The following is a 24,319-nucleotide window of genomic DNA, read 5'->3' as shown; positions in this document are numbered from 1 at the left end:
TCGACAACGCATACGGAGACCGAAACCTCATCTGCACATGCCCACCAATGGACGCTTACGAAGAAGCCGCAGAGTAAACAGACGACAACCAGATCAGCCCCCGCTCTGGCCAGGGGCTGATCCATCCCGGGCCATATGCCTTTGCCTGTGGCCCAGGCTTTTCAGCGGGGGAGACATGAAGCATTGCATCTTCGAAAATGACCAAGCCTATCTGGCTGAGCCAACCTCTGCTGCGTTCGTGCGAACCCACAACATCGATGTGATCGTGCGCGATAGTAGTGCATTTGCCTCGGCCGAGATGATCAGGGAATTTTATCATGCCCTGAGCGACCTGACCGGCGACCATTCCTATGTCGTTAATCTGCGTTTGGCTGGTGCGGGGTCCGTAGGAGGACCGCAGTACTGGACCGGAAGAGCGGCTGTTTTCTGGGGCGATTTTTCGGATTGTTGGACGTTGTCCGACGCCGAAAGAACATGGGTCTCACAAGTTCTGAACCTTTCGCCACGGACCGTTCTTGTCGGTGGTGCCGTGCTTGTGCTGGCCCAGATTAGATTGTCGGAAAAAACAGTCGCGGCCATTCACCCCAACTTCGATGCAGCAGCGCGTGAGGCAGGTTTGACCAACTGTGGTACAGGCACATATCTGGCGGCGCGCGGGCGCACGCATAGCGCGACGACACGTCTGAGTACGCTGCGTTTGTTGGCGGATTTTGTTTCGTTGGACCATGGTGAGAATATGGCAGATAACCTACGCGGGTTTATCGGCCTGTCCGAACCCAAGCGGGACTGCGAAAGCCAGCTTGCCAATCGCTTGATCCATCGTGCGGGCGGGGATCACCTGGTTATGTCAGCGGTTGAGGCAATGCTGAATCATGTCGAAGAGCCACTCAGGATCACGGATCTTTCGAACATGGTCGGCACTTCAACCCGGCAGCTTCAGAGACGGTTTCTGAACAAGACGGGGGCAAAGCTTTTGGCCACATACCGAGAATTGCGTTTGGAACGTGCGCATAGCCTGCTGCGGTTTACGGATTTGCCACAAATCGAGATTGCCACCGCCACCGGGTTTTCGTCTACAACGTCACTGAAACGTGCTTTTCGAGACCAGTACAAGACGATGCCGGAAGATATCCGCAGCCTCCGCTTTTCCGGTGGAATGGCGGATCGGGGGCTGGTGAACTGACAGCTCGTGCAGTGTGCCGATTAGGGCGCACGCATTTGAAATCTAAATCCGCTGTGGTTGGCGAATCGAAAAAAGCCTGATCAGACCGAATGCAGGGCAGACCGATATTCGGGCTCAGTATGATCCTTTAAGTCTTTGAAACGCGGATTTCTGCATCCGGATTCTGATTCTGTTCTGCAACATTCTCGTGATTGCTGCAATTCCGTCCCTTTTCTGCCGGAATCGTCACTGATAAACCCTTGGCCATCGGGCAGTGATTTGTTGAGGGGTACGGGCGGTAAAATGAATACCGGGGTAAACGGTCGTGTTGCCATTTCATGGTCGCAGACAGAGATTGATGGGCTAGAGGCGGCGCCTCTGGCATTTTTAAATGTAGGGTCGGCATGGTCCTGGCGCGGTCAGGCATCGATGCTGGCAGGCAGCGCTGAAGTTGTCGGGCGTAAAAACGCATTTGCATCAGGTACAATCGGGCGCGTTATTCCTGCCACGACTTTTTCGGATAATGTCGTCGGAACGCTCGAGCTTATGAACGGGGCGCAACGGTTTTCAGCGTTACTGGTCGTTTCCGATGATGATGAAAGCCCGTCGCTGGTGTTTGAAAGCGGCTGTCCTTCACGCGATCAGGAATTCTGGATCAGCGCATATACTCAGATCAAGCATCAGAGTGGTGAAGTTGCAGAGCAGGACGGAACTGTCGTCGCGTTTCATCGTAAGGCCACTCAGTTCCAGTACACTGGTGTCGCGAACCTACGCGCAACTGTAAACGGTGCCACTTTAGCGGAGTAAATCCCGTTAGTGGTGCCGTCTTTGAATCAAATTTCAGAAAGTTTCGGTTCCTTCCGTTCGGCATGTTGACTCTGCCAGCGCTACGGATATAAGCGCGGCTTCATTGGTGTTGGTGGCCCCCGCAAGGGGAGGCCTGTCATGAGGGAAACCTCAAGAGGACAACGCCCTTCATAGTGGCCTATCAGGGCCTCGACCTTAAGAAGGAGATCAGCCGTGACCAAACGCACGTCTGCCAAGTACAAAATCGACCGCCGGATGGGCGAAAACATCTGGGGTCGTCCGAAATCCCCGGTCAACCGTCGTGAATACGGCCCTGGTCAGCACGGTCAGCGCCGGAAAGGCAAACTGTCTGACTTCGGTCTGCAGCTGCGTGCCAAGCAGAAGCTGAAGGGCTACTATGGCGACCTGACCGAAAAGCAGTTCCGCCGCATCTATGCCGAAGCTGTTCGTGTCAACGGCGATACCGGTGAAAACCTGATTGGTCTGCTGGAACGCCGTCTGGACGCCGTTGTCTATCGCGCCAAATTCGTCGCGACCGTGTTCGCCGCGCGTCAGTTCGTGAACCACGGCCACGTCACAGTGAACGGCAAGCGGGTCAACATCCCCAGCTACCGTGTCAAAGAAGGCGACGTCATCGAAGTACGTGACAAGTCCAAGCAACTGGCCGTTGTTCTTGAAGCTGCTGCTCTGGCCGAGCGTGATGTTCCTGATTACATCGACGCCGACCACTCGAAAATGACCGCGACTTTCGTGCGCGCACCGGGTCTGGGCGATGTGCCTTACCCTGTCATGATGGAACCGAACCTGGTTGTCGAATTCTACGCGAAGAACTAATCTTCGCCGAAATCGAGATTCGAAAGGCCGCGCGGTTGCGCGGCCTTTTTCGTTTTAGGGGACTCTGCCCCCAATCACGACCAGCCGCGATGCCCCCCGAGAAATTTTTTTGGCCAAATAAAGAGCAGATCAGATTGGCAAGGGTCGTCCTTCTGCAATTGCCTCCATCGCGAAATATGAGGTTACGCTGTCCAGCTCGACTTTTTCGATGAGGCGTTGATAGACCTTGTCGTACGAAGCCATATCCTGCGTAACAACCTTGAGCTGATAGTCGTAGTCGCCGCCAATGCGGTGAAAGTCCACGACCTCTGGTATCGTCAGAACATGCCTGCGAAAGGCCTGTAACCACTCGGCCGAGTGGTGCCGCGTACGCAGCATGACGAAGACTACAAGGCTTAGCCCTAGTTTTTCGCGCGCGATTTGCGCCGTCGATCCGATGATGACGCCCTGATCATTCAGGGCCTTCAGCCGACGCCAGCAGGCGTTTTGCGATAGCCCGATGCGGTCGGCCAATTCTCGTTGGGACAGCGTAGCGTCGGTTTGCAATTCACGCAGCAGGCGGTGGTCAATATGATCTAGATTTTTTGACATTTCAAATCATATGACACATGATTTATGAAAACCATCTAAAAATACGCATTATATACACAACACATATCAATCATATTTGTTGGGAAACTTCGGAGTCCATATAATGACACTTTCCCAATTTCGTTCTGACATTGAAGCTGCTGTTCGTAGCGACACGTTGCGCGATGGCTTAATCGGCGAGAATGTTATGATCCCGGGGCTGCTGGGGGACATACCTTTGGTTTACGCGGATTATGTTGCGTCGGGCCGCGCATTGAAGCAGGTCGAGGATTTTGTGGCCGCTCATGTGTTGCCGTTTTATGCCAACAGCCACACCGAGGCGTCTTATTGCGGGGCCTACATGACCCGACTGCGCCGCGAGGCCCGTGCGGAAATCTCCCGGATTGTTGGCGCCGGGGAAAATGATGCGGTGATCTTTACGGGATCGGGCGCTACAGCGGGTCTCAACCGGCTGGTCAACCTGTTGGGGATCGAGGCTGCTGCGCGACCAGTGGTTTTGATCGGCCCATATGAGCACCATTCGAACATCCTGCCGTGGCGGGAAAGCAAAGCGCTGGTGATTGAAATCCCCGAAGCACCCGAAGGGGGTGTCGATCTGTCGGCTTTAGAGCGTGCCTTGGCGGAAAACGCGGATGCGGATCTGATCGTCGGATCATTTTCGGCCGCTTCGAATGTGACGGGCATAATCACTGATCCCGACCCGGTTACGCGGCTGCTTAAGGCTAATGGTGCTGTAGCGGTTTGGGATTATGCGGGCGGTGGGCCTTATCTGCCAATGAGAATGGGCCCTGCGGATGCGCGCAAGGATGCGATCGTGGTCTCTCCTCATAAATTTGCCGGTGGACCCGGCGCGTCTGGTGTATTGATCGTCAATCAAAACGTTGTGCAGCGCACATGCCCCAGCTGGCCCGGTGGTGGCACTGTGAGTTTCGTGTCCCCTTGGGGGCATGACTACAGCGCCGATCTTGCAACGCGCGAAGAGGCGGGAACGCCGAATGTCATAGGCGACATCCGTGCCGCGTTGGCTTTCATGGTCAAAGATGCGGTTGGCGCAGACGAAATCGCAAGGCGCGAGGCGCTCTACAACCAGATGGCAATGGAAGGGTGGGGAGATAACCCAGGTCTGACCTTGTTGGGCGCGCACAATCCACATCGGTTGCCGATTTTTTCCTTTCTTGTTCATGACAGTAAAGGTCAGCCGGTGCACCAGCAGTTATTCACCCGGATGCTGAGTGATGTTTATGGCATTCAAGCGCGGGGCGGGTGTGCTTGTGCCGGGCCCTATGCCCATCGGTTGCTGGGTATTGATCGTGCAGCCTCGGAGCAGTTGCATGCGGCGCTTGGTGCTGGTGAAGAGTTGAAAAAACCCGGTTGGGTGCGTCTGAACTTTTCATATCTGATGTCGCAAGAGACTGTCCGCTTCATCATCGACAGCGTCAATGACCTTTCCCGGCGGACCGAAGAATTTACCCCCTTTTACGACGCCGACCCGGCGACAGCCCGCTTCAAGGCGGCATAAGGGAATTGCCGCTTTTCTCAACGCTTTGAGACGGGTATGAGGGGCTTCTAAATACGGAGCCTCTTATGACCCAGATCACCCCTCAACCCGGCATTATGGACATCGCGCTTTATCAGGGCGGCCAGTCGAAGGTGGCGGGGGTCGACCATGTGATCAAGTTGAGCTCGAACGAAAACCCCTTTGGCCCCAGCCCCAAAGCGATCGAGGCAGTACGGGACAGTGCGGCCACCCTGAACCGGTATCCCAGTACAGATCACGCCAGTCTGCGTAAGGCCATTGGCGAACGCCACGGGCTGGACCCAGCGCGCATTATTTGCGGCGTGGGCAGTGACGAGGTGCTGCAATTCGTGGCACAGGCTTATGCCGGTCCGGGGGATGAGGTCATCTATACCGAACACGGATTTTCGATGTACCCGATCATCGCTCGGATGGCGGGGGCAACTCCGGTGATGGTGTCTGAAACCGATCGTCACGTGGATGTGGACAACATTCTTGCCGCTGTGACTGACCAGACCCGGATCGTGTTCGTGACCAATCCGGGCAATCCGACATCGACCATGATCCCCGAGGCTGATCTTATCCGACTGGCCGAAAGCTTGCCGCAGACCTGTCTGATGGTGATTGATGGCGCCTATGCCGAGTTTGTCGAAGGGTTCGACGGAGGCCGCGCTCTGGTGGATCGGTTCGAGAATGTGATCATGACGCGGACCTTTTCCAAGATCTATGGACTGGGCGGGATGCGGGTCGGTTGGGGCTATGCGGCGCAAGAGTTCATTGATGTGCTGAACCGGGTACGCCAGCCCTTTAACCTGTCGCTGACTGCGTTGGCCGCTGCCGAAGCCGCCATAAAGGACGAAGAGTACCTGACCTTTTGCCACAGCGAAAATGCACGCTTGCGGGTTTGGCTTTCGGCCCAGTTGTCCAAAATCGGCGTATCTTCGGATGCGTCCAGCACCAATTTTATTCTCGCCCGCTTTAAGGATCAGGCCGAGGCCGAAGCGTGCGACGATTACCTCAAGACACAGGGTTTGATCGTGCGCCGCGTGGCGGGATATAACCTGCCAAATGCTCTTCGGATCACGGTTGGGGACGAGGAGGCTTGTCGCCGTGTCGTTGCGGCCATAACCGCTTTCAAAGGGGGCGCCGCATGAGCCAGGTATATGACCGCGTTGCGCTGATCGGGTTGGGCCTGATCGCATCGTCGATGTTCTGGGCGATTAAACGTGCTGGATTGGCCGCCGAAGTAACCGGCTATGCCCGGTCCGAGGCCACGCGCGACACCGCGCGCAAGATTGGCCTATGCGACCGGATCTGCGACACCGCGCAAGAGGCCGTCGAGGGCGCAGACCTTGTGGTTCTATGCGTGCCGGTCGGAGCGATGGGCGCGGTAGCGCAGGAGATTGCGCCTGCCCTGAAGTCGGGCGCGACCGTTTCGGACGTGGGTTCGGTCAAGCGACACGTCATTCAGGATGTCTCACCTCACATCCCGCAGGATGTTCATTTCATTCCTGCGCATCCGCTGGCCGGGACCGAGCATTCCGGCCCTGAATCCGGATTTGCCGAGCTGTTCGATAATCGGTGGTGCCTATTGGTGCCGGTAGAGGACTCGGACCCGGAGGCCGTTGCGCGACTACGCTCATTGTGGACGGGTTTGGGTTCGAATGTTGATGAGATGGATGCCGATCACCATGATCTGGTTCTTGCAGTGACATCCCATGCGCCACACCTTATCGCCTATACGATGGTCGGCGTAGCGGATGATCTGCGCCGTGTGACCGATAGCGAGGTCATCAAATACTCGGCCGCGGGCTTTCGGGATTTCACCCGGATCGCGGCCTCGGACCCGACCATGTGGCGCGATGTGTTTCTGACCAACAAGGATGCGACGCTAGAGATATTGGGGCGTTTCACTGAAGAACTGTTTGCGCTGCAGCGGGCCATTCGTACAGGTGACGGCGATCAGCTGTTCGATTATTTCACGCGCACACGTGCGATCCGGCGCGGGATCATTGATGCCGGGCAGGATACGGACGCGCCGGATTTTGGTCGCGGGAATACCAACCCATGAGGCGCGGCTGGAGCGGTCTGTCGATTGGGTGGTTGGTACTTGGTGCCACAATGGGGAATGCAACGCCATCTGAACACCGGTTGACCCCCGATGACCAACCGGTTCTGGCCTTTGCCGCTCCGGTCGGGATGCAGCCAGAGTTGCAGCCGAATACGCTGGTACAGCAGGTGCTGTTCAAAAAGCGTAAGCTGCGCAAAACATCGGTCTGCGGGAATATCGAAATTCAGGGCAAGCCGGTGGGTAGTGTTCCCGGCAAGATCAAAGCCTGCGGGATCAAAGAAGCGGTACAGATCACCTCAGTTTCTGGTGTGGCGCTTAGCCGTCCGTCCACCATGGATTGCGGCACAGCAATTGCGCTGAACCAATGGGTCGAGAAAAGCGTGAAGCCCACCTTCAAAAGGCGCGGTCCCGTTGTCGAACTGCAGGTCGCGGCCCACTACGCATGCCGAACGCGCAACAACCGCAAGGGTGCGCGGATATCGGAACACGGTAAGGGCCGGGCCATAGACATATCAGGTTTCAAGATGGCGAATGGCGAGGTTGTGACCGTTCTGAACGGTTGGCGCAAGAACCCGTCAAAGAAGCAACTGACCAAGATCTGGCGCGCCGCCTGCGGGCCGTTCGGAACGGTACTTGGCCCGAATGCGGACCGGTATCACCGGGATCATTTTCACTTGGACACAGCCCGGTATCGCCGTGGCCCGTACTGCCGTTAACGCAGGATCAACCGCGGGGCCGGACCAAGGGGTAGCGGGCCAAGCGCCACATAGCCCTCACGGAAGTTCAACTGCAGATCCAGCGCATCGGGATTGCCTCCCAGACCGGCCATGAATTTCAGCGCACGCGTTACCGGATCAACGGCCTGATCGGGCAGAGCCCCAGCGGCGTTGGCCATGGCGATCATCTCGCGCCAGTTTTCGGCCTTGATCGAGATCTCGCCTGTTGGGATGCCCTGATCGTCCACATCCAGCTCTCCGGCTGCAAACAAGCGTAGTGCACCCCATTTCATCTCGGCCAGACGCAGGGCGATCCGGGTGGGCTGAGGCCGGCTTTGCTCCAACGCGGATCGGTCCCAGGGTTTGTCAAAGGTGGCGACCATGTCCAATTCCAGCGCATCGAATGTCTGGGGCAGTGTGGTGGCGGAATGCATCATGGCGCGCAGATCATCGCCGGGGGAAAAGCCGTCGATCCGTGCGCTGATCGCATAGGCTTGAGGATTTTCGGTTTGCTCCATCACCAGACCAAGCGTGGTTCCCGCTGCTAGCAAATCAGCATCATTGGCAACGGACCATGGTCCGGCAGTCAGAGACATTTTCTCTAGCATCAGCGCGACACCAGGTTGCAACTGCAGCTCGGCCTGCAGGTCAGCTGCAACGATGGTCGACGTTTGATCGAAATAGGACAGCAGCTGCGGCGTTTCCGCGAAACGCAGAACTTGCCGACCCGGCCAGATCGCGGGGCTTTGGAATTCGATCCAGTCGGCGCTCCAGGCGGTGCCGTTGACCGGGTCGGCCAGTGCGGGGCTGTTCAGTCGGGTGACGTGGTTGAACGGATAGCCTGCTGTGGCTACGTCCGAAAAATCGGCCAGCCAGCCTCTTTCTTGTTGGTTGTCGAACCATGTTGTGATCGCGTTGCGCAATCCATATCCGGCGACGAACCAATAGGCGCTCCAGATCGCAGTGATGAAAATGACTACTCGTATTAGCCCGCGCATTGCTAATGGCCCTTTTTCCCGCCTTGAAATTGATGTTTATAGGCGCAAACGGGCAAGGACCAGTGCTATGACGATGTGGGTTTTCGGATATGGGTCGCTGCTGTGGAATCCCGGCTTTCCCGTGTCCCGCAGCGAACGCGCAACCCTGAATGGATATGCGCGGTCTTTCTGCATGAGTTCGATTCATCACCGCGGAACCGAAGAGAAACCCGGCCTTGTTCTGGCGTTGGATGAACAGCAAGACACCCTGTGCAAAGGTCTGGCCCTCGCCGTCGAAGCAGGCCACGAAGAGCGTACCTTGCATGAACTGCGCGAGCGCGAGCTGATCTCGTCGGCCTATGTCGAAAAGATGCTGGATGTGCATTTGGAAACGGACGAGGTCGTAACGGCAGTCACCTATGTTATCGACGCAGATCACGTGCAGTATTGCGGGGGCATGCCGTTGGAAGACCAGGCGCAGATCATTGCCCATGCTGTTGGCGGGCGTGGTCCAAATACCGAATACCTTTATAACACTGCTGAACATCTGACCGAGATTGGTCTGCGTGATCCCGATCTTGAGTGGTTAGCGCAACGGGTGCGAAGCATTACCTCATAAACCCTTGGCGTCACCGGCAGATTTTCGGTAGATTCGCGTCAGAGCAGAAAAGAACCGGGAAAAACGCGCATGGCGCAGGCACAACAGGGCGCGAGACCGCATTTCTCGCAACCCATTCGTCAGATCGTAACGATGCTTGTGGCGATCGGCTTGGCTGGTATGGGCATCTTCATGGCGCTGCCTTACGTTTTGCCGGTTTTCTATGCAAACCCGTATCTGAACGGTTTTATCCTTCTGGTATTTTTCGTCGGCGTAATTGCCTGTTTTTATCAGGTGACACAGTTGATCGGTTCGGTGCGCTGGATCGAGTCCTTCGTTGGTGGCGTTGTTCATGAGGACGCGCGCACGCCTCAGCTTTTGGCACCGCTGGCGTCGCTGCTGCGGGACCGGGGTGCGCGGTCGCAGATCAGTTCCAGTTCGACCCGGTCTATTTTGGATTCGGTGGCCGAAAGGGTCGAGGAAGAGCGTGAGATCACGCGTTATATCACCAATGTTCTGATCTATCTTGGGCTTTTGGGAACGTTTTTTGGTTTGGCCACGACGGTCCCCGCTATTGTCGACACGATCCGCAGTCTCAATCCGCAGGATGGCGAAGAAGGGCTGGCGGTGTTCAATCGCCTGATGGTTGGCCTTGAAACCCAACTGCAGGGAATGGGCGTGGCCTTTGGGTCTTCGTTGCTGGGCCTTGCCGGATCGCTGATTGTGGGGTTGCTGGAACTGTTCGCGGGCCACGGGCAGAACCGGTTTTATCGAGAGCTCGAAGAATGGTTGTCCTCGATCACCCGTGTCGGCTTTGCAGCAGGCGATGACGGCAGCAGCACCGAACTGGCGGTTCTGACACCGGTTCTGGATGCAATGTCCGAACAGATGAACGCCCTGCAGGACTTGTTTTCGGCGCAGGAAACCGACCGGGCCGAGCTGTCGGGCAAGCTGGGGCATCTTGTCGGCGCAATCGGAGATATGAACCAGCGTCAGTCTGAGACCGAGAATGTCACCGCTGCGCTGGAACGTGTCGCACTGGGGCAGGACGCTCTGCTGGATCATCTGCGGGAACAGGGGACCAGCGAAGGAATAGACGCAGAAAGCCGCATGCGCCTGCGCTCGATGGATGTTCAGTTGCTGCGTATCCTCGAAGAAATTTCTGCAGGCCGCCAAGAAAGCATGAGCGAGCTGCGCAAGGACATCGAACTGTTGGTCAAAGCTCTTACATTGCCCAGAGGCGCCGTTCGAACCGCTCCGGAAGGAGAGTAATCCATGGCTCTGTCCCGTCGCACAGGTCAGCGGTTTCAGGGGTCGGTCTGGCCGGGTTTCGTGGATGCGATGACCGGGCTGTTGATGGTTCTGACCTTTGTGTTGACCATCTTCATGGTGGTGCAATTCGTGCTGCGCGAGACGATTTCGGGGCAAGAGGATGAACTGACCGCTCTGTCCGGCGAAGTGGCGGCCCTTGCCGGTGCGCTTGGGTTGGAAGAACGGGAAAACAGCCGCCTTCAGGCCCGGTTAGGGGCGCTGAATGCGACCCTGACGCAGGCCGAGGAAGATCTGGCGCAGGCAGAAACCAGGATCACGTCATTCGAAGCACAGGTCGCATCTTTGTTGGCCGATCAGGAGCGGTCGCTGGGGGTTATCGCCTCACTGGAATCTGAGCGTTCGGAATTGCTGAATGAACAAGAGGCCCTGAACCTGGCCCTTGCCCAAAGCCGTGCCGAGGTCGATGCCCAGGCCGAGGCCGCCCGGCTTGATGCTGCCCGCCGCGAAGCGCTTGAAGCGTTGGTGGCGGATCTGGAACAAAATGAGGCCGCGCAGGCCGCATTGGTCACCGAGCTTGAAGGCCAGCTTGACGCCGAAGAGGCCGCGCGCCTGGCCGAAGCTGCGGCGGCCGAAAACCTGCGCAATCGTCTGCAGGACGCGGATGCGGAACTGACCGCTATGACGCTGGCTCTGGAAGCGCAACGCAAGCAAGCCGAAGAAACCCTGACCCTGTTGGCCGCTGCGCAAGCTGCTAAGGCCGAGCTGGAGCGGCAATTTGGTGAACTTGATAGTCAGGAGTTGCAGGCCCAGCTGCAAGCGGCATTGGCCGCCCAGACCGAGGCCCTGTCAGCGGAACAGATACAGCGCACATTGGCCGAAGAACGCGCAGCCTTGCTGGCCGTTGCGCGTGAGGCAATCTCTGCCGAGAAAGCCGTTTCAGCCAAGGCGCAGCGTCAGACTGCCTTGCTGAACCAGCAGATGGCAGCCCTGCGCGAGCAGCTGGGTGGATTGCAGGCCCTGCTGGACGATTACGAAGACCGCAACGCCGCCGCAGATATTCGTATTCAAACATTGGGTCAGGATCTGAACGCCGCACTCGCCCGCGCCGCCTCGGAAGAGCGTCGTCGTCGTCTGTTAGAAGAGGCCGAGCGCGCCCGGCTTGAGGCCGAGGCCGAGGCTCTTTCGGGTCAGAACCAAGAACTTACGGCGCAGGCCGAGGATCTTCAGCGATATCGCTCGGAATTCTTCGGTCGGTTGCGCGATGTGCTGGGTAATCAGGAAGGCGTTCGGATCGAAGGCGATCGGTTTGTGTTCTCGTCCGAAGTACTGTTCGATACAGGATCAGCAGTGCTGTCGTCCAAGGGTCAGCTTGAGATCGCCAAGGTGGCCAATATACTGCGCAGTGTCGCGGCTGAAATTCCCGAAGGCCTGAACTGGGTTATTCGCGTGGATGGCCATACCGACAATGTCCCGCTGGCCGGAACTGGCCGCTATCGGGACAACTGGGAGCTTAGCCAGGGACGCGCCTTGTCGGTTGTCCGTTATATGGTCGATGCGCTGGGTATTCCACCGCAGCGTCTGGCGGCCAATGGCTTTGGTGAATTCCAACCCTTCAACCCCGCAAACACCCCAGAAGCGCGCGCTCAGAATCGCCGGATCGAATTGAAGCTGACCGAGCGCTGATTGCAGCAAGGAAGGCCCATTGTCAGAGTTGGGTGGTTTTCCGGGCGCCCCTGAGATTTTCTTTTGAGACAGGAGACTCAGCTCGGGCAAGAAAAAAGCCCGGCGTAGAAGCCGGGCTTTGATTTGATGCGCTGCTTTTAATCTGCAGTCAGAAGCGGGGGTTTGTCGCCAGGGATGCGCGGTTGATCGGGGCCAAAAATGTCCAGATCCAGCTCTCCCTTCTTGACCGAGACGCGAACGACACCGCCCTTGGCCAGCTTGCCGAACAGCAGCTCCTCGGCCAGAGGTTTCTTGATGTGTTCCTGAATGACGCGTCCCAATGGGCGTGCGCCCATCTTGTCGTCATAGCCTTTGTCGGCCAGCCATTCGGCGGCTTTTGGCGTCAGGTCGATGGTCACATTGCGGTCCAGTAGCTGTGCTTCAAGCTGCAGCACGAACTTCTCGACCACCTGCAGGATGACCTCTTTCGGCAGCGGCGCGAAGGAAATGACAGCATCCAGACGGTTGCGGAATTCCGGCGTGAACATACGTTCGATCGCGGCGGTATCCTCACCTTCGCGGCGGTCGCGGGCAAAGCCGATGGCCGCCTTTGCCTGTTCTTGCGCCCCAGCATTCGAGGTCATGATCAGCACCACGTTGCGGAAGTTCACCGTGCGACCATTGTGGTCGGTCAGCTCTCCGTGGTCCATCACTTGCAGCAGGATGTTGAACACGTCCGGGTGGGCTTTTTCGATCTCATCCAGCAGCAGAACGCAATGCGGATGCTGGTCGACACCATCAGTCAGCAAACCGCCTTGGTCGAACCCGACATAGCCCGGAGGCGCACCGATCAGGCGGCTGACCGCGTGTTTCTCCATGTATTCCGACATATCAAAACGCAGCAGTTCCACTCCCAGCGTATCCGCCAGCTGTTTCGCGACTTCGGTCTTTCCCACACCGGTTGGGCCAGCAAACAGATAGTTGCCGATGGGCTTTTCCGGCTCGCGCAGACCGGCGCGCGCCAGTTTGATGGCGCTGGAGAGCGCCTCAATCGCCACGTCTTGTCCGAAGACCACCCGTTTGAGCGACTTTTCAAGGTCTTTCAGAACCTCGGCATCGTCCTTGGTGACGTTCTTGGGTGGAATCCGGGCGATCTTGGCAACAACGGCCTCAATCTCTTTGACACCGATGGTCTTGCGGCGCTTGCTTTCAGCAACCAGATGCTGGGCTGCACCGGCTTCGTCAATCACGTCGATCGCCTTGTCGGGCAGCTTGCGGTCATTGATGTAGCGTGCTGACAACTCGACCGCGGTTTTAATCGCGTCGGCTGTATATTTGATCTCGTGATGCTTTTCGAAATAGGGCTTCAGACCGCGCAGGATTTTCACGCTGTCTTCAACCGAAGGCTCATTCACATCGATTTTCTGGAACCTGCGGCTCAGCGCGCGATCCTTTTCGAAATGCTGGCGAAACTCTTTGTAGGTGGTCGAACCCATAGTGCGCAGTTTTCCACCCTGCAGGGCCGGTTTCAGCAGGTTCGAGGCATCCATTGCCCCGCCCGAGGTGGCACCGGCACCGATGACGGTGTGGATTTCATCAATGAACAGAACCGCGTCTGGGTGATCCTCAAGCTCGGTCACGACCGCTTTCAGGCGTTCTTCGAAATCACCGCGATAGCGGGTGCCCGCCAGCAATGCACCCATATCCAGCGAATAGATGGTGGTTTCTGACAGGACATCGGGGGCCTCGCCAGAAATGATCTTAAATGCCAGTCCCTCTGCGATTGCGGTTTTGCCAACGCCCGGATCACCGACTAGAAGCGGGTTGTTCTTGCGCCGGCGGCATAACACCTGAATGCAGCGCTCAACCTCATCAGCACGACCGATCAGCGGGTCGATATCGCCCGCGCGCGATTTCGCGTTCAGGTCGATGCAGTATTTCCCCAGCGCGCTTTCTTTTTGCTCGCCATCGGCAGTGCTGGCCGGAGATTCCTCTTCCGCCTGATCCGCGCCCGATACCGAACGGCTTTCGCCGTAGGCCGGGTCCTTGGCCACACCATGGGCGATGAAATTCACCGCATCGTACCGGGTCATATCCTGTTCCTGCAGGAAATAGGCTGCGTTGCTTTCGCGTTCGGCAAAGATTGCGACCAGAACATTCGCCCCGGTCACTTCGGTCCGGCCCGAACTTTGAACATGGATCGCAGCGCGCTGGATCACACGTTGGAAAGCGGCTGTCGGTACAGCCTCGGACCCGTCAATATCGGTGACAAGGTTCGAAAGGTCTTCGTCGATGAATTCCACCAGAGTGCTGCGCAACTCGTCAAGATCGACGCTGCAGGCTTTCATCACGCGGATCGCATCGGGCTCTTCCAACAATGCCAGAAGCAGATGCTCCAGCGTTGCGAATTCATGTCGCCGTTCATTCGCAGCCGCCAGGGCCGCGTGGATGGCTTGTTCTAGTGTGCTCGAGAATGAAGGCACGCGGGTGCTCCTCTGTCTTGGGTCAGAAGGGGGCGGGCTGAAGGCCGGATCCCCATCCCAACCATGTCCTCATACTATTAGAGTTTGGTTGATCAGAGCCCGGCTTCAAGGGTTTTCTTGCTCTTGACAGTCACATTTGTTGTGACCGTGGCTGTGAAGTAGGTGAAATAGGTATCAAAACCGATCTTTTCTAGCCCTGATTTCAGCAAAAATTTTGGCTGGTTCGGCTCCTGCCATACCCAGATGCGCCTGAATCGCCGGGTCAGCAGCGCGCAGGAAGGGGTTAGTGGCCTTTTCCAGCGCCAGAGTGGAGGGAACTGTAGGCTGTTGGGCGGCTCGGGTGCGGTCAATTTCTGCGACGCGTTTCTGCAGCGCAGAATTTCCTGGATCGACGGTGAGAGCGAATTTGGCGTTGGACTGCGTGTACTCGTGCCCTGAACAAACCAGCGTGTCATCCGGCAAGGCGCTCAGTTTACACAGCGATTCCCACATCTGCGGTGCGGTGCCTTCAAACAGGCGTCCACAACCCATTGCCATCAGGCTGTCGGCGGTAAAGACCACCGCGCTTTGCGGCATGTGAAAGGCGATATGACCAAGAGTATGCCCCGAAACGTCCAGAACAAGGACGGGTTCCCCGCCGATTTCAAAACTGTCGCCGTCATTGACCTGTTGATCCAAGGGTGGCAGGCGATGTGCGTCGGCTGCCGCGCCGATCACCGTCGCCGGGTGCTGTTCCAAAATGGCCGGCAACCCGTCGACATGGTCGAAATGGTGATGCGTGAGCAACACATGAGACAAGCCCCAGCCACGTCGTTCCAGTTCTGACAGAATCGGGCCGCTTTCGGGCGCGTCGATTAATACGGTGTTGCCGCTAACCGCGTCATGCGCCAGAAATGCGTAGTTATCGCTGAGACATGGGATGGTGACGATCTCAAGAGGCATGGCCTTTTGCCCTTTCGTTGCTAGACTGCGCTCAGCTAATCCGATTGGCCAGGTGTCCGCAATGCATCTTGATGTGCAGGATCTGAGGAATTTCTACTACCGCAGCACTCTTGGTCGTGCAGCGCAGGCGGCCATTCGTGGGCGAATGATTGATCTGTGGCCCGAGGCCAAAGGTCAAACCGTCGTAGGGTTTGGCTTTGCTGTGCCGTTGTTGCGGCCCTACCTGAAAGATGCGCGTCGCGTCATCGGGCTGATGCCCGGGCCGCAGGGGGTGATGCCCTGGCCTGCGGGAATGCCCAACGTATCTGTTTTGACGGAAGAGACCTTGTGGCCGATTGAAACGGGCCATGTGGACAAGCTGGTGGTGATGCATGGACTTGAAACGTCACAACGTCCCGCCGAATTGCTGGCGGAATGCTGGCGTGTGCTTGGTCCCGGTGGACGGGCGCTTTTTATCGTACCGAACCGTGCGGGGCTGTGGTCACGGACCGATCGAACGCCATTTGGATTCGGGCGCCCTTATTCTGCCTCGCAGTTGGAAAGCCAGCTAAGAGCGCATCACTTTATGACGGATAACTATTGTTCCGCCTTGTATTTGCCTCCGTCCTTCCGTCGGTTCTGGTTGAAATCCGGCAGCCTGATAGAGAAAACTGGCCAGCGCTTGCCGACGATCATGGCAGGCGGCGTTCTGATGGTTGAGGCGACAAAGCAAATCAGACCGCCCAGCGGAACCGTCACCAAAGCGACAGGGCGCCGTCAGATCAAGGCGCTGGATGGCCTGCTCAAGCCAGCCTAGCGCAACGCCGGTACTAGCTTCCATCATAAGGCCGAAACACGCGAAAATGGCTGCAGGAATCGCAAAACCTTGCGGTTTGGTAACATTTTTCACCCTCATCAGCCGTATAAAAGGGTCGCACCCAAGCTAAGTATCTGAAATAGAACGCTTTGTGGATAAGGTGCCCATGGTGATAATATGTTGCTAGCTGGGTTTACCTCTGCTACATCCCCGTTGATTTTGATCCCCGGCCTTATGGACGGGGTTTCTTCACGCCCCCGGGTAGCTGCCGCAACGCGAATTCGGGGCCCAAAATATCGGAAGGGTGGACGTGTCCGAACCAGCTTCGATTTCCACAGGCATCGCCGAGCGCTATGCCACAGCGATTTTTGAGATCGCTAAAGAGAATAAAGACCTCGCAGGTCTGGAAACCGGAATCAACGATCTGGCAGCAGCATTGGGCGACAGTGCCGATCTGCGCGACCTGATCGCCTCGCCTCTGGTTTCGCGCGCTGAACAAGAAGGCGCGATTACAGCGATTGCCGACAAGATGGGTCTGAACGCCATCCTGCGCAACACGCTGGGTCTGATGGCGCAGAAACGCCGTCTGTTCGTTGTGCCGCAACTGGTGCAGGTTCTGCGCGACATGCTGGCCGAAGAGCGTGGCGAAGTGACCGCCGATGTCGCCTCGGCCAAGGCGCTGACTAAGACACAGATGGATAAACTGTCCAAAACGCTGTCCGAGCGTGTGGGCAAGACCGTGACAATAAATGCGACCGTTGATGAAAGCCTCATCGGCGGTCTTGTCGTTAAAGTGGGCTCGAAGATGATCGACAGCTCGATCCGCTCCAAGCTCAACTCCCTACAGAATGCAATGAAAGAGGTCGGATAAATGGGAATCCAAGCTGCAGAGATTTCTGCAATCCTGAAGGACCAGATCAAAAATTTTGGTCAGGAAGCCGAAGTAGCCGAAATCGGTCGCGTGCTGAGCGTCGGTGACGGGATTGCCCGTGTATACGGCCTGGACAATGTGCAAGCCGGTGAGATGGTCGAATTCCCCGGTGGCATCATGGGCATGGCGCTGAACCTGGAAAGCGACAACGTCGGCGTTGTTATCTTTGGTTCTGACCGTGACATCAAAGAAGGTGACACTGTTAAGCGCACCAACTCGATCGTGGACGTGCCAATCGGCAACGGTCTGCTGGGTCGTGTTGTTGACGGCCTGGGCAACCCGCTGGACGGCAAGGGCCCGATCGAATCCACCGAGCGCGGCGTTGCAGACGTCAAAGCGCCGGGCATCATCCCGCGTAAATCGGTTCACGAGCCGATGGCAACCGGCCTGAAATCGGTCGATGCAATGATCCCGATTGGCCGTGGCCAGCGTGAGCTGATCATTGGCGACCGTCAGACCGGTAAAACTGCCGTTGCTCTGGACGCGATCCTGAACCAGAAAGTGTACAACGAAGCAGCGGGCGACGATGAGTCCAAGAAGCTGTACTGCGTTTATGTGGCCATCGGCCAAAAGCGTTCGACCGTTGCTCAGCTGGTGAAGAAACTGGAAGAATCCGGTGCGATTGAATATTCGATCGTTGTGGCCGCAACCGCGTCCGACCCGGCGCCGATGCAGTTCCTGGCACCCTATGCCGCGACCGCGATGGCTGAATTCTTCCGCGACAACGGCCGCCACGCGCTGATCATCTATGATGACCTGTCGAAACAGGCCGTGTCCTATCGTCAGATGTCGCTGCTGCTGCGCCGTCCGCCCGGACGTGAAGCCTATCCTGGCGACGTTTTCTACCTCCACTCCCGCCTGCTGGAGCGTTCGGCGAAGCTGAACGAAGATTTTGGCGCGGGCTCGCTGACGGCTCTGCCGGTTATTGAAACCCAGGGTGGCGACGTTTCGGCGTTTATTCCGACCAACGTGATCTCGATTACCGACGGCCAGATCTTCCTTGAAACTGAACTGTTCTATCAGGGTATCCGTCCTGCCGTGAACACCGGTCTGTCGGTTTCGCGTGTGGGCTCCTCGGCTCAAACCAACTCGATGAAGTCGGTTGCTGGCCCGGTTAAGCTGGAACTGGCTCAGTACCGTGAAATGGCTGCCTTTGCGCAGTTCGGTTCCGACCTTGACGCCGCAACCCAGCAGCTGCTGAACCGTGGTGCGCGTCTGACCGAGCTGATGAAACAGCCGCAGTACTCGCCGCTGACCAACGCTGAAATCGTTTGCGTCATCTTCGCTGGCACCAACGGTTACCTCGACAAGATCGACGTCACCGATGTTGGCCGCTATGAAGCTGGCCTGCTGGCGCATCTGCGTGGCAAGCACGCGGATCTGCTTCAGTGGATCACGGACGAGGACCCCAAGATCAAGGGCGACGCTTCCGACAAGATCAAGGCTGCGCTGGACGAATACGCCGCAACCTTCGCTTAAGGGAGAGGCGGGCACATGCCAAATCTTAAGGATCTAAAAAACAGGATCGAGTCGGTCAAATCGACCCGCAAGATCACCAAGGCCATGCAGATGGTCGCGGCCGCAAAACTGCGCCGCGCCCAGGAATCTGCCGAAGCCTCGCGCCCCTATGCCGCACGGTTCAATGCCGTGATGGCGGGGCTGGCGGCATCGGTCGGGGGCAGCGACAGCGCCCCCAAGCTGCTCCGTGGTACGGGCAGTGATGATGTCCATCTGCTGGTTGTCATGACAGCTGAACGCGGCCTGTGTGGCGGCTTCAACTCGAACATCGCCAAGCTGGCCCGCGCCAAAGCTTACGAGCTGAAGGCAAAAGGCAAGACGGTCAAAATTCTGACCGTTGGCAAAAAAGGTCGTGATGCAATCAAGCGCGACTTTGGCGACCTGTTCGTGGGCCATGTCGATCTGAGCGAGGTCAAGCGTTTGGGCTATTCCAACGCGCAGGACATCGCAAAAGACGTCCTGTCCCGTTTCGACGCGGGTGAGTTCGACGTAGCCACGATCTTCTACTCGAAGTTCGTCAACGTCGTAAGCCAGACCCCGACGGCACAGCAGATCATCCCTGCCTCGTTCGAGGATGTCGAAGGGGACGACAGCGGCGCGGTCTTTGATTACGAGCCCAGCGAAGAGGCCATCCTGGCCGATCTGCTGCCCAAGGCGGTTGCGACTGCGATCTTCTCGGGACTGCTCGAAAACGGGGCCTCGGAACAGGGTGCACGGATGTCCGCGATGGACAACGCGACACGCAACGCGGGTGAGATGATCGACAAGCTGACGATCCAGTTCAACCGTTCGCGTCAGGCCGTGATCACCAACGAGCTGATTGAAATTATTTCCGGCGCCGAAGCGCTGTAGAGACAAACCGGAGACGAAACATGGCGAATGCAAAAGGCAAAGTCACACAGATCATCGGGGCCGTTGTTGACGTGCACTTCGAAGATGAACTGCCTGAAATTTTGAACGCGCTGGACACCACCAACAACGGCAAGAAGCTGGTTTTGGAAGTGGCTCAGCACCTGGGCGAAAACACAGTCCGCACCATCGCGATGGACGCGACAGAAGGTCTTGTACGTGGTGCCGAAGTCACGGACACCGGCGCACCCATCGCGGTTCCGGTCGGCAACGCCACCCTGGGCCGTATCCTGAACGTTGTGGGCGAGCCCATAGACGAAAAAGGTCCCGTGGAAACCACCGAAACGCGCTCCATCCACCAGGACGCGCCGGATTTCGCGGATCAGGCCACTGAATCCGAAGTTCTGGTGACCGGCATCAAGGTTGTTGACCTGCTGGCCCCTTACGCCAAAGGCGGTAAGATCGGCCTGTTCGGCGGCGCCGGTGTTGGCAAAACCGTTCTGATCATGGAACTGATCAACAACATCGCCAAAGTGCACTCTGGCGTGTCCGTGTTTGCGGGCGTTGGTGAGCGGACCCGTGAGGGCAACGACCTGTATCACGAGATGATTGAATCCGGCGTTATCGTTCCCGACAAGCTGGAAGACTCGAAAATCGCGCTGGTTTACGGCCAGATGAACGAGCCTCCGGGAGCCCGTATGCGGATCGCTCTGTCGGGTCTGACCCTGGCGGAACAGTTCCGTGATGCAACCGGTGCCGACGTTCTGTTCTTTGTCGACAACATCTTCCGCTTTACGCAGGCGGGTTCCGAGGTTTCGGCTCTTCTGGGTCGTATTCCTTCGGCGGTGGGCTATCAGCCGACACTGGCGACCGACATGGGCGCGATGCAGGAACGCATCACCTCGACCAAATCCGGGTCGATCACCTCGGTTCAGGCCGTATATGTTCCTGCGGATGACTTGACCGACCCTGCGCCGGCCACCTCGTTCGCACACTTGGATGCGACCACCGTTCTGAACCGTGCGATCTCGGAAAAGGGTATCTACCCTGCCGTTGACCCGCTCGACTCGACCTCGCGTCTGCTCGACCCGGCCATCGTCGGTGAAGAGCATTATACCGTTGCGACTGACGTTCAGCAGATCCTCCAGCGCTATAAGTCGCTGCAGGACATCATCGCGATCCTCGGCATGGACGAACTGTCGGAAGAAGACAAACTGACCGTGGCCCGTGCCCGTAAGATTGAACGCTTCCTGTCGCAGCCGTTTGACGTGGCCGAAGTCTTCACTGGCTCGCCTGGTGTTCAGGTTCCTCTGGATGTCACCATCGCGTCGTTCAAGGCCGTTGTGGCCGGCGAATACGATCACCTGCCCGAGGCAGCCTTCCTGATGGTTGGCGGCATCGATGAAGTGATCGCCAAAGCGGAAAAGATGGCCGCAGAAGCCGCCTAAGGAGCACACCTGATGGCAAACACGATGCACTTTGACCTCGTCAGCCCGGAGCGGAGCCTTGCTTCGCTCGCGGTGACTGCGGTCCAGCTTCCCGGCGCGGACGGGGACATGACGGCGATGCCCGATCATGCCCCCACCATCACCACGTTGCGCCCCGGTCTGCTAAAGGTCGAGGCACCCGAAGGGTCCAGCGAATACCTGGTCACCGGCGGGTTTGCCCAGATCAATGGCGACAGCATGTCGGTTCTGGCCGAAAAGGCCATTCCGGTCTCTGAAGTGACCCGCGCGCATCTGGACGATCTGATCGCCGAGGCACGTGCGTCGCATGACGCGGCCAAAGGCGGCGACGATCAATCAGTCGTCGACGATGCGGCTAAGCTGCTGGCCGATATGGAAGCTCTTGGGACACATATGAGCCTGTAAGTTTCAGGACATGTAGATTTAGAAACGGCCCTGCCTGTGCGGGGCCGTTTTTTTGTGGTGATTTTGGATGAAGCGCGGTCTAAGGTTCCGTAATTCTTTATAAAAGACGACAAAATGCAGACTTTTAGTACCCATCCGATTGGTATCGACCAAGGCGAAGTTGTGCTGTTCTCCGACTTCGCAGATGGCGGTGACATGTGGACAGGCGAGGGGCCGCGCGAACGACGCTCGGACATAGAATTCAGCCAGCCATTCCGTTCCGCGCCTGTTGTGCAGATCAGCGTGTCACTGTGGGATGTTGATACATCTTCGGCATTGCGCGCCGAGGTCAAGGCCGAGGACATCACGCCCGAGGGATTTTCTGCGGTGTTCCGTACCTGGTCGGATACCCGCATCGCGCGCATCCGAATATCTTGGACAGCGTTCGGCGAGGTGCCGCATGAGGATGACTGGGATATTCTGTGAAGCCAGCCTTGGGTTTAGGACTCGTCCAATGCCTCTATCATGGCGACCCGGTGTGCATGCCGTCCGCCTTCGAATTCGGCTGACAGGAACGCATCCACTATATCCAGCGCCTGACCCTCACCCACGACTCGGGCGCCGACAGACAGCATGTTGGCGTCGTTATGCTGGCGGATCATGCGTGCGGAAAAGGCATCCGAGCAGACACCGCAGCGAATGCCGGGGACCTTGTTGGCCGCCATCATGATACCTTGACCCGTTCCACACAGAACGATGCCAAGCTGACAATCCCCGGAAGCCACTGCTTGGGCGGCGGCTTTGCCATGAACAGGGTAATGGGTGCTCTCAGGTGTCTTGGGGCCGATATCGACAACGTCCCATCCCTGGGCCGCAATATGAGAGGCAACCGCCTGGCGTAATTCGATAGCTGCGTGGTCGCTGGATAGAACAATGCGTTTTGAGGCTGTCACGGTAAACTCCGACCTGTATTGCAGAAAGAAAAGAGGCGGCCCTTGGGCCGCCGCGTTCGATCAATCCCTATGATACATCGACTCGTAGATCGGCGTCAGGGTCTTATCCTCGAACAGTGACGATACACTGGTGCCGTTCCAGATATTCAGGATCGCCTGCGTAAAGATCGGGGCTGTGGGCACGATGCGGATGTTCTTGGCCTTGGTAATTTCTTCTGTCGGCTGGATCGTGTCGGTCAGCACCAGAGATTTCATCACCGAATTGGTCACGCGTTCGACCGCAGGGCCGCTCATGACGCCGTGTGTGATGTAGGAATGAACTTCTTTCGCACCGTTATCCAGCAGCACCTGCGCCGCTTTGCACAGGGTGCCGGCGGTGTCGCACATGTCGTCCACGATCAGGCAGATCTTGTCTCTGACATCGCCGATCACGGTCATCTCGGCGACTTCGCCAGCCTTTTCGCGGCGCTTGTCCACGATCGACAGCGGGGCGTTGATCCGTTTGGCCAGCTCGCGCGCGCGGGCCACGCCGCCCACATCGGGGGATACGACCATGATCTCATCAAGGCTGTCCTTGAACTGGTGCTTCACATCCAGCGCAAAGATTGGCGAGGCGTAGAGGTTGTCGACGGGCATGTCGAAGAACCCCTGAATCTGCGCTGCATGCAGATCCATGGTCAGGATACGCTCGATCCCGGCGCCGGTCAGCATGTTCGCCACCAGCTTGGCACTGATCGGAGTGCGGGCCTTGGTGCGGCGGTCCTGACGGGCATAGCCGAAATAGGGGATCACTGCGGTAATCCGTTGCGCGGATGAGCGGCGCAGCGCGTCAGCGATGATCAGCAGCTCCATCAGATTGTCATTCGCCGGGTTCGAAGTTGGCTGAACGATGAACATATCCTCGCCGCGCACGTTCTCGAACACTTCGACAAAGATTTCACCGTCGTTGAACCGTTCGACCCGGGCATCGACCAGACCCTGATCGACGCCGCGATACAGGCTCATTCGGCGTGCAATGGATTCGGCAAGCGGAAGATTAGCGTTCCCAGCGATTAACTTGGGTTCGTGAAGTGTCGGCATCGGCTGAGGTCCCCGGGCAGCAATGGCAAATGTGACAGATTCGTGATGTTGACACCGCTTAGCATGGCCTTACCGTCCAGCAAAGATAACGCTGCGGAGAAAGTGAACATGGCCCAAATTGACTACTATTTTGCGACACTCTCGCCATACACCTACCTGGCCGGACTGCGCCTGGAGGAGATTGCGGCCAAACATGGTGCGACAATCAACTACAAGCCGCTTGATATCGTCGCCCTGTTCGGACGCACGGGAGGTGTTCCGCCCAAGGACCGCCATATCTCGCGCATCGAATACCGGACGCAAGAAATGCAGCGACAGTCGAAAAAGCTGGGCATGGCGTTCAATCTGCGGCCGGCCCATTGGCCCACCAATGCGGCGCCGTCTTCCTATGCCATTATCGCGGCCATTCAGGACGGGTCGGGGAATGTGGGGCAGCTGGTGCATTCCTTTGTGCGCGCCTGCTGGGCCGAGGAAAAGGACATCGCGCAGGACGACGTAATCCGCGCTTGCCTGGCTGACGCTGGGTTTTCCCCGGATCTGGCCGATAGCGGCTTGCTGCTCGGGGCTGAGACCTATACCGCCAATCTGGAAGAAGCCGTGGAACGCGGAGTTTTTGGAGCTCCGTTTTATATAACGGAAGACGATCAGCGGTTCTGGGGGCAAGACAGGTTGGACGATCTGGACAGGCATCTGGCCGGGCTGAAGGAATAG

At 57.6% G+C, this 24,319-nt stretch carries 24 protein-coding genes; 18 read left to right on the top strand and 6 right to left on the bottom strand.

The genetic code is table 11. From position 1 onward, the window contains the following. Nucleotides 1–175: 175 nt before the first annotated feature. The 3 genes from AC2FHX_RS11780 (at nucleotide 176) to rpsD (ending at nucleotide 2,803) form a co-directional block, all read left to right on the top strand. The gene (locus AC2FHX_RS11780; RefSeq protein ID WP_496691033.1) at nucleotides 176–1,183 is read left to right on the top strand and encodes a helix-turn-helix domain-containing protein; all 1,008 of its coding nucleotides are present in this window, start codon (nucleotides 176–178) and stop codon (nucleotides 1,181–1,183) included. Between the two features lie 282 nt (nucleotides 1,184–1,465). Next, nucleotides 1,466–1,969: a hypothetical protein gene (locus tag AC2FHX_RS11775; RefSeq protein ID WP_282021538.1), complete on the top strand. Its 504-nt coding sequence runs from the start codon at nucleotides 1,466–1,468 to the stop codon at nucleotides 1,967–1,969. Nucleotides 1,970–2,182: 213 nt separating this feature from the next. Further along, nucleotides 2,183–2,803 carry a 30S ribosomal protein S4 gene (rpsD, locus tag AC2FHX_RS11770; RefSeq protein WP_058279997.1) on the top strand — a complete coding sequence of 207 codons (621 nt, stop codon included), beginning with the start codon at nucleotides 2,183–2,185 and terminating at the stop codon, nucleotides 2,801–2,803. 129 nt (nucleotides 2,804–2,932) lie between these two features. Here the strand turns inward: rpsD and AC2FHX_RS11765 are convergent, their stop codons facing one another. Next, nucleotides 2,933–3,394, bottom strand: a complete 462-nt coding sequence (locus AC2FHX_RS11765) for an Lrp/AsnC family transcriptional regulator (protein WP_142636466.1) — start codon at nucleotides 3,392–3,394, stop codon at nucleotides 2,933–2,935. Between the two features lie 103 nt (nucleotides 3,395–3,497). Here AC2FHX_RS11765 and AC2FHX_RS11760 point away from each other — a divergent pair, with 103 nt between their 5' ends. The 4 genes from AC2FHX_RS11760 (at nucleotide 3,498) to AC2FHX_RS11745 (ending at nucleotide 7,697) form a co-directional block, all read left to right on the top strand. After that, nucleotides 3,498–4,913 carry an aminotransferase class V-fold PLP-dependent enzyme gene (locus AC2FHX_RS11760; protein WP_496701469.1) on the top strand — a complete coding sequence of 472 codons (1,416 nt, stop codon included), beginning with the start codon at nucleotides 3,498–3,500 and terminating at the stop codon, nucleotides 4,911–4,913. Nucleotides 4,914–4,978: 65 nt separating this feature from the next. Then, nucleotides 4,979–6,064, top strand: a complete 1,086-nt coding sequence (gene hisC / locus AC2FHX_RS11755; RefSeq protein WP_496701471.1) for a histidinol-phosphate transaminase — start codon at nucleotides 4,979–4,981, stop codon at nucleotides 6,062–6,064. Continuing rightward, nucleotides 6,061–6,981, top strand: a complete 921-nt coding sequence (locus AC2FHX_RS11750; RefSeq protein WP_496701473.1) for a prephenate/arogenate dehydrogenase family protein — start codon at nucleotides 6,061–6,063, stop codon at nucleotides 6,979–6,981. Before hisC ends, AC2FHX_RS11750 begins: the two co-directional genes overlap by 4 nt. Then, the gene (locus AC2FHX_RS11745) at nucleotides 6,978–7,697 is read left to right on the top strand and encodes an extensin-like domain-containing protein (RefSeq protein WP_496701475.1); all 720 of its coding nucleotides are present in this window, start codon (nucleotides 6,978–6,980) and stop codon (nucleotides 7,695–7,697) included. Before AC2FHX_RS11750 ends, AC2FHX_RS11745 begins: the two co-directional genes overlap by 4 nt. Here the strand turns inward: AC2FHX_RS11745 and AC2FHX_RS11740 are convergent. Continuing rightward, complete coding sequence (locus AC2FHX_RS11740) at nucleotides 7,694–8,695, bottom strand: DUF2125 domain-containing protein (protein WP_496691029.1); 1,002 nt, start codon at nucleotides 8,693–8,695, stop codon at nucleotides 7,694–7,696. The genes AC2FHX_RS11745 and AC2FHX_RS11740 overlap by 4 nt on opposite strands. Nucleotides 8,696–8,762: 67 nt before the next feature. Between AC2FHX_RS11740 and AC2FHX_RS11735 the strand changes: the two genes are divergently transcribed. The 3 genes from AC2FHX_RS11735 (at nucleotide 8,763) to AC2FHX_RS11725 (ending at nucleotide 12,227) form a co-directional block, all read left to right on the top strand. Beyond that, entirely contained in the window at nucleotides 8,763–9,293 is a 531-nt protein-coding gene (locus AC2FHX_RS11735; RefSeq protein ID WP_496691028.1) for a gamma-glutamylcyclotransferase, read from the top strand. Nucleotides 9,294–9,362: 69 nt separating this feature from the next. Next, on the top strand, nucleotides 9,363–10,544 hold the full coding sequence (locus tag AC2FHX_RS11730; RefSeq protein ID WP_282021534.1) for a biopolymer transporter ExbB: 1,182 nt from the start codon (nucleotides 9,363–9,365) through the stop codon (nucleotides 10,542–10,544). A 3-nt stretch (nucleotides 10,545–10,547) separates the two neighbouring features. Then, nucleotides 10,548–12,227, top strand: coding sequence for a peptidoglycan -binding protein (locus AC2FHX_RS11725; RefSeq protein WP_496701478.1), 1,680 nt, complete (start codon nucleotides 10,548–10,550; stop codon nucleotides 12,225–12,227). A gap of 137 nt (nucleotides 12,228–12,364) precedes the next feature. Here the strand turns inward: AC2FHX_RS11725 and clpA are convergent, their stop codons facing one another. Both clpA and gloB read right to left on the bottom strand, forming a co-directional pair. Beyond that, nucleotides 12,365–14,689 (bottom strand): ATP-dependent Clp protease ATP-binding subunit ClpA, encoded by a 2,325-nt coding sequence (gene clpA / locus AC2FHX_RS11720; RefSeq protein WP_496693892.1) that lies wholly within the window; start codon nucleotides 14,687–14,689, stop codon nucleotides 12,365–12,367. 174 nt (nucleotides 14,690–14,863) lie between these two features. Further along, nucleotides 14,864–15,631, bottom strand: coding sequence for a hydroxyacylglutathione hydrolase (gene gloB / locus AC2FHX_RS11715; protein WP_496694696.1), 768 nt, complete (start codon nucleotides 15,629–15,631; stop codon nucleotides 14,864–14,866). Nucleotides 15,632–15,692: 61 nt separating this feature from the next. Here gloB and AC2FHX_RS11710 point away from each other — a divergent pair, with 61 nt between their 5' ends. From AC2FHX_RS11710 to AC2FHX_RS11680, 7 genes are all read left to right on the top strand, one after another. Beyond that, a complete protein-coding gene (locus tag AC2FHX_RS11710; RefSeq protein WP_142636487.1) occupies nucleotides 15,693–16,427 on the top strand; it encodes a class I SAM-dependent methyltransferase in 735 nt (244 codons plus the stop codon). 310 nt (nucleotides 16,428–16,737) lie between these two features. Beyond that, nucleotides 16,738–17,298, top strand: a complete 561-nt coding sequence (locus tag AC2FHX_RS11705; RefSeq protein WP_142636489.1) for a F0F1 ATP synthase subunit delta — start codon at nucleotides 16,738–16,740, stop codon at nucleotides 17,296–17,298. Then, entirely contained in the window at nucleotides 17,299–18,837 is a 1,539-nt protein-coding gene (atpA, locus tag AC2FHX_RS11700; protein ID WP_142636491.1) for a F0F1 ATP synthase subunit alpha, read from the top strand. 15 nt (nucleotides 18,838–18,852) lie between these two features. Next, nucleotides 18,853–19,728, top strand: a complete 876-nt coding sequence (locus tag AC2FHX_RS11695; protein ID WP_142636493.1) for a F0F1 ATP synthase subunit gamma — start codon at nucleotides 18,853–18,855, stop codon at nucleotides 19,726–19,728. Between the two features lie 20 nt (nucleotides 19,729–19,748). Further along, nucleotides 19,749–21,173 (top strand): F0F1 ATP synthase subunit beta, encoded by a 1,425-nt coding sequence (gene atpD, locus AC2FHX_RS11690; protein ID WP_282021532.1) that lies wholly within the window; start codon nucleotides 19,749–19,751, stop codon nucleotides 21,171–21,173. A gap of 12 nt (nucleotides 21,174–21,185) precedes the next feature. Continuing rightward, nucleotides 21,186–21,596 carry a F0F1 ATP synthase subunit epsilon gene (locus AC2FHX_RS11685; protein WP_142636498.1) on the top strand — a complete coding sequence of 137 codons (411 nt, stop codon included), beginning with the start codon at nucleotides 21,186–21,188 and terminating at the stop codon, nucleotides 21,594–21,596. A 114-nt stretch (nucleotides 21,597–21,710) separates the two neighbouring features. Next, nucleotides 21,711–22,061: an H-type lectin domain-containing protein gene (locus AC2FHX_RS11680; protein ID WP_496701480.1), complete on the top strand. Its 351-nt coding sequence runs from the start codon at nucleotides 21,711–21,713 to the stop codon at nucleotides 22,059–22,061. Between the two features lie 14 nt (nucleotides 22,062–22,075). Here the strand turns inward: AC2FHX_RS11680 and rpiB are convergent, their stop codons facing one another. Both rpiB and AC2FHX_RS11670 read right to left on the bottom strand, forming a co-directional pair. Beyond that, nucleotides 22,076–22,528: a ribose 5-phosphate isomerase B gene (gene rpiB, locus AC2FHX_RS11675; RefSeq protein WP_281972651.1), complete on the bottom strand. Its 453-nt coding sequence runs from the start codon at nucleotides 22,526–22,528 to the stop codon at nucleotides 22,076–22,078. 60 nt (nucleotides 22,529–22,588) lie between these two features. Continuing rightward, nucleotides 22,589–23,608 (bottom strand): ribose-phosphate pyrophosphokinase, encoded by a 1,020-nt coding sequence (locus AC2FHX_RS11670; RefSeq protein ID WP_142636504.1) that lies wholly within the window; start codon nucleotides 23,606–23,608, stop codon nucleotides 22,589–22,591. Nucleotides 23,609–23,716: 108 nt separating this feature from the next. On the opposite strand from AC2FHX_RS11670, the gene AC2FHX_RS11665 reads away from it, so the two are divergent. Further along, a complete protein-coding gene (locus AC2FHX_RS11665; protein WP_496701482.1) occupies nucleotides 23,717–24,319 on the top strand; it encodes a 2-hydroxychromene-2-carboxylate isomerase in 603 nt (200 codons plus the stop codon).

Source organism: Ruegeria sp. CDSC042 (assembly GCF_059610745.1).
This window is presented reverse-complemented; position numbering and strand designations above follow the sequence as displayed.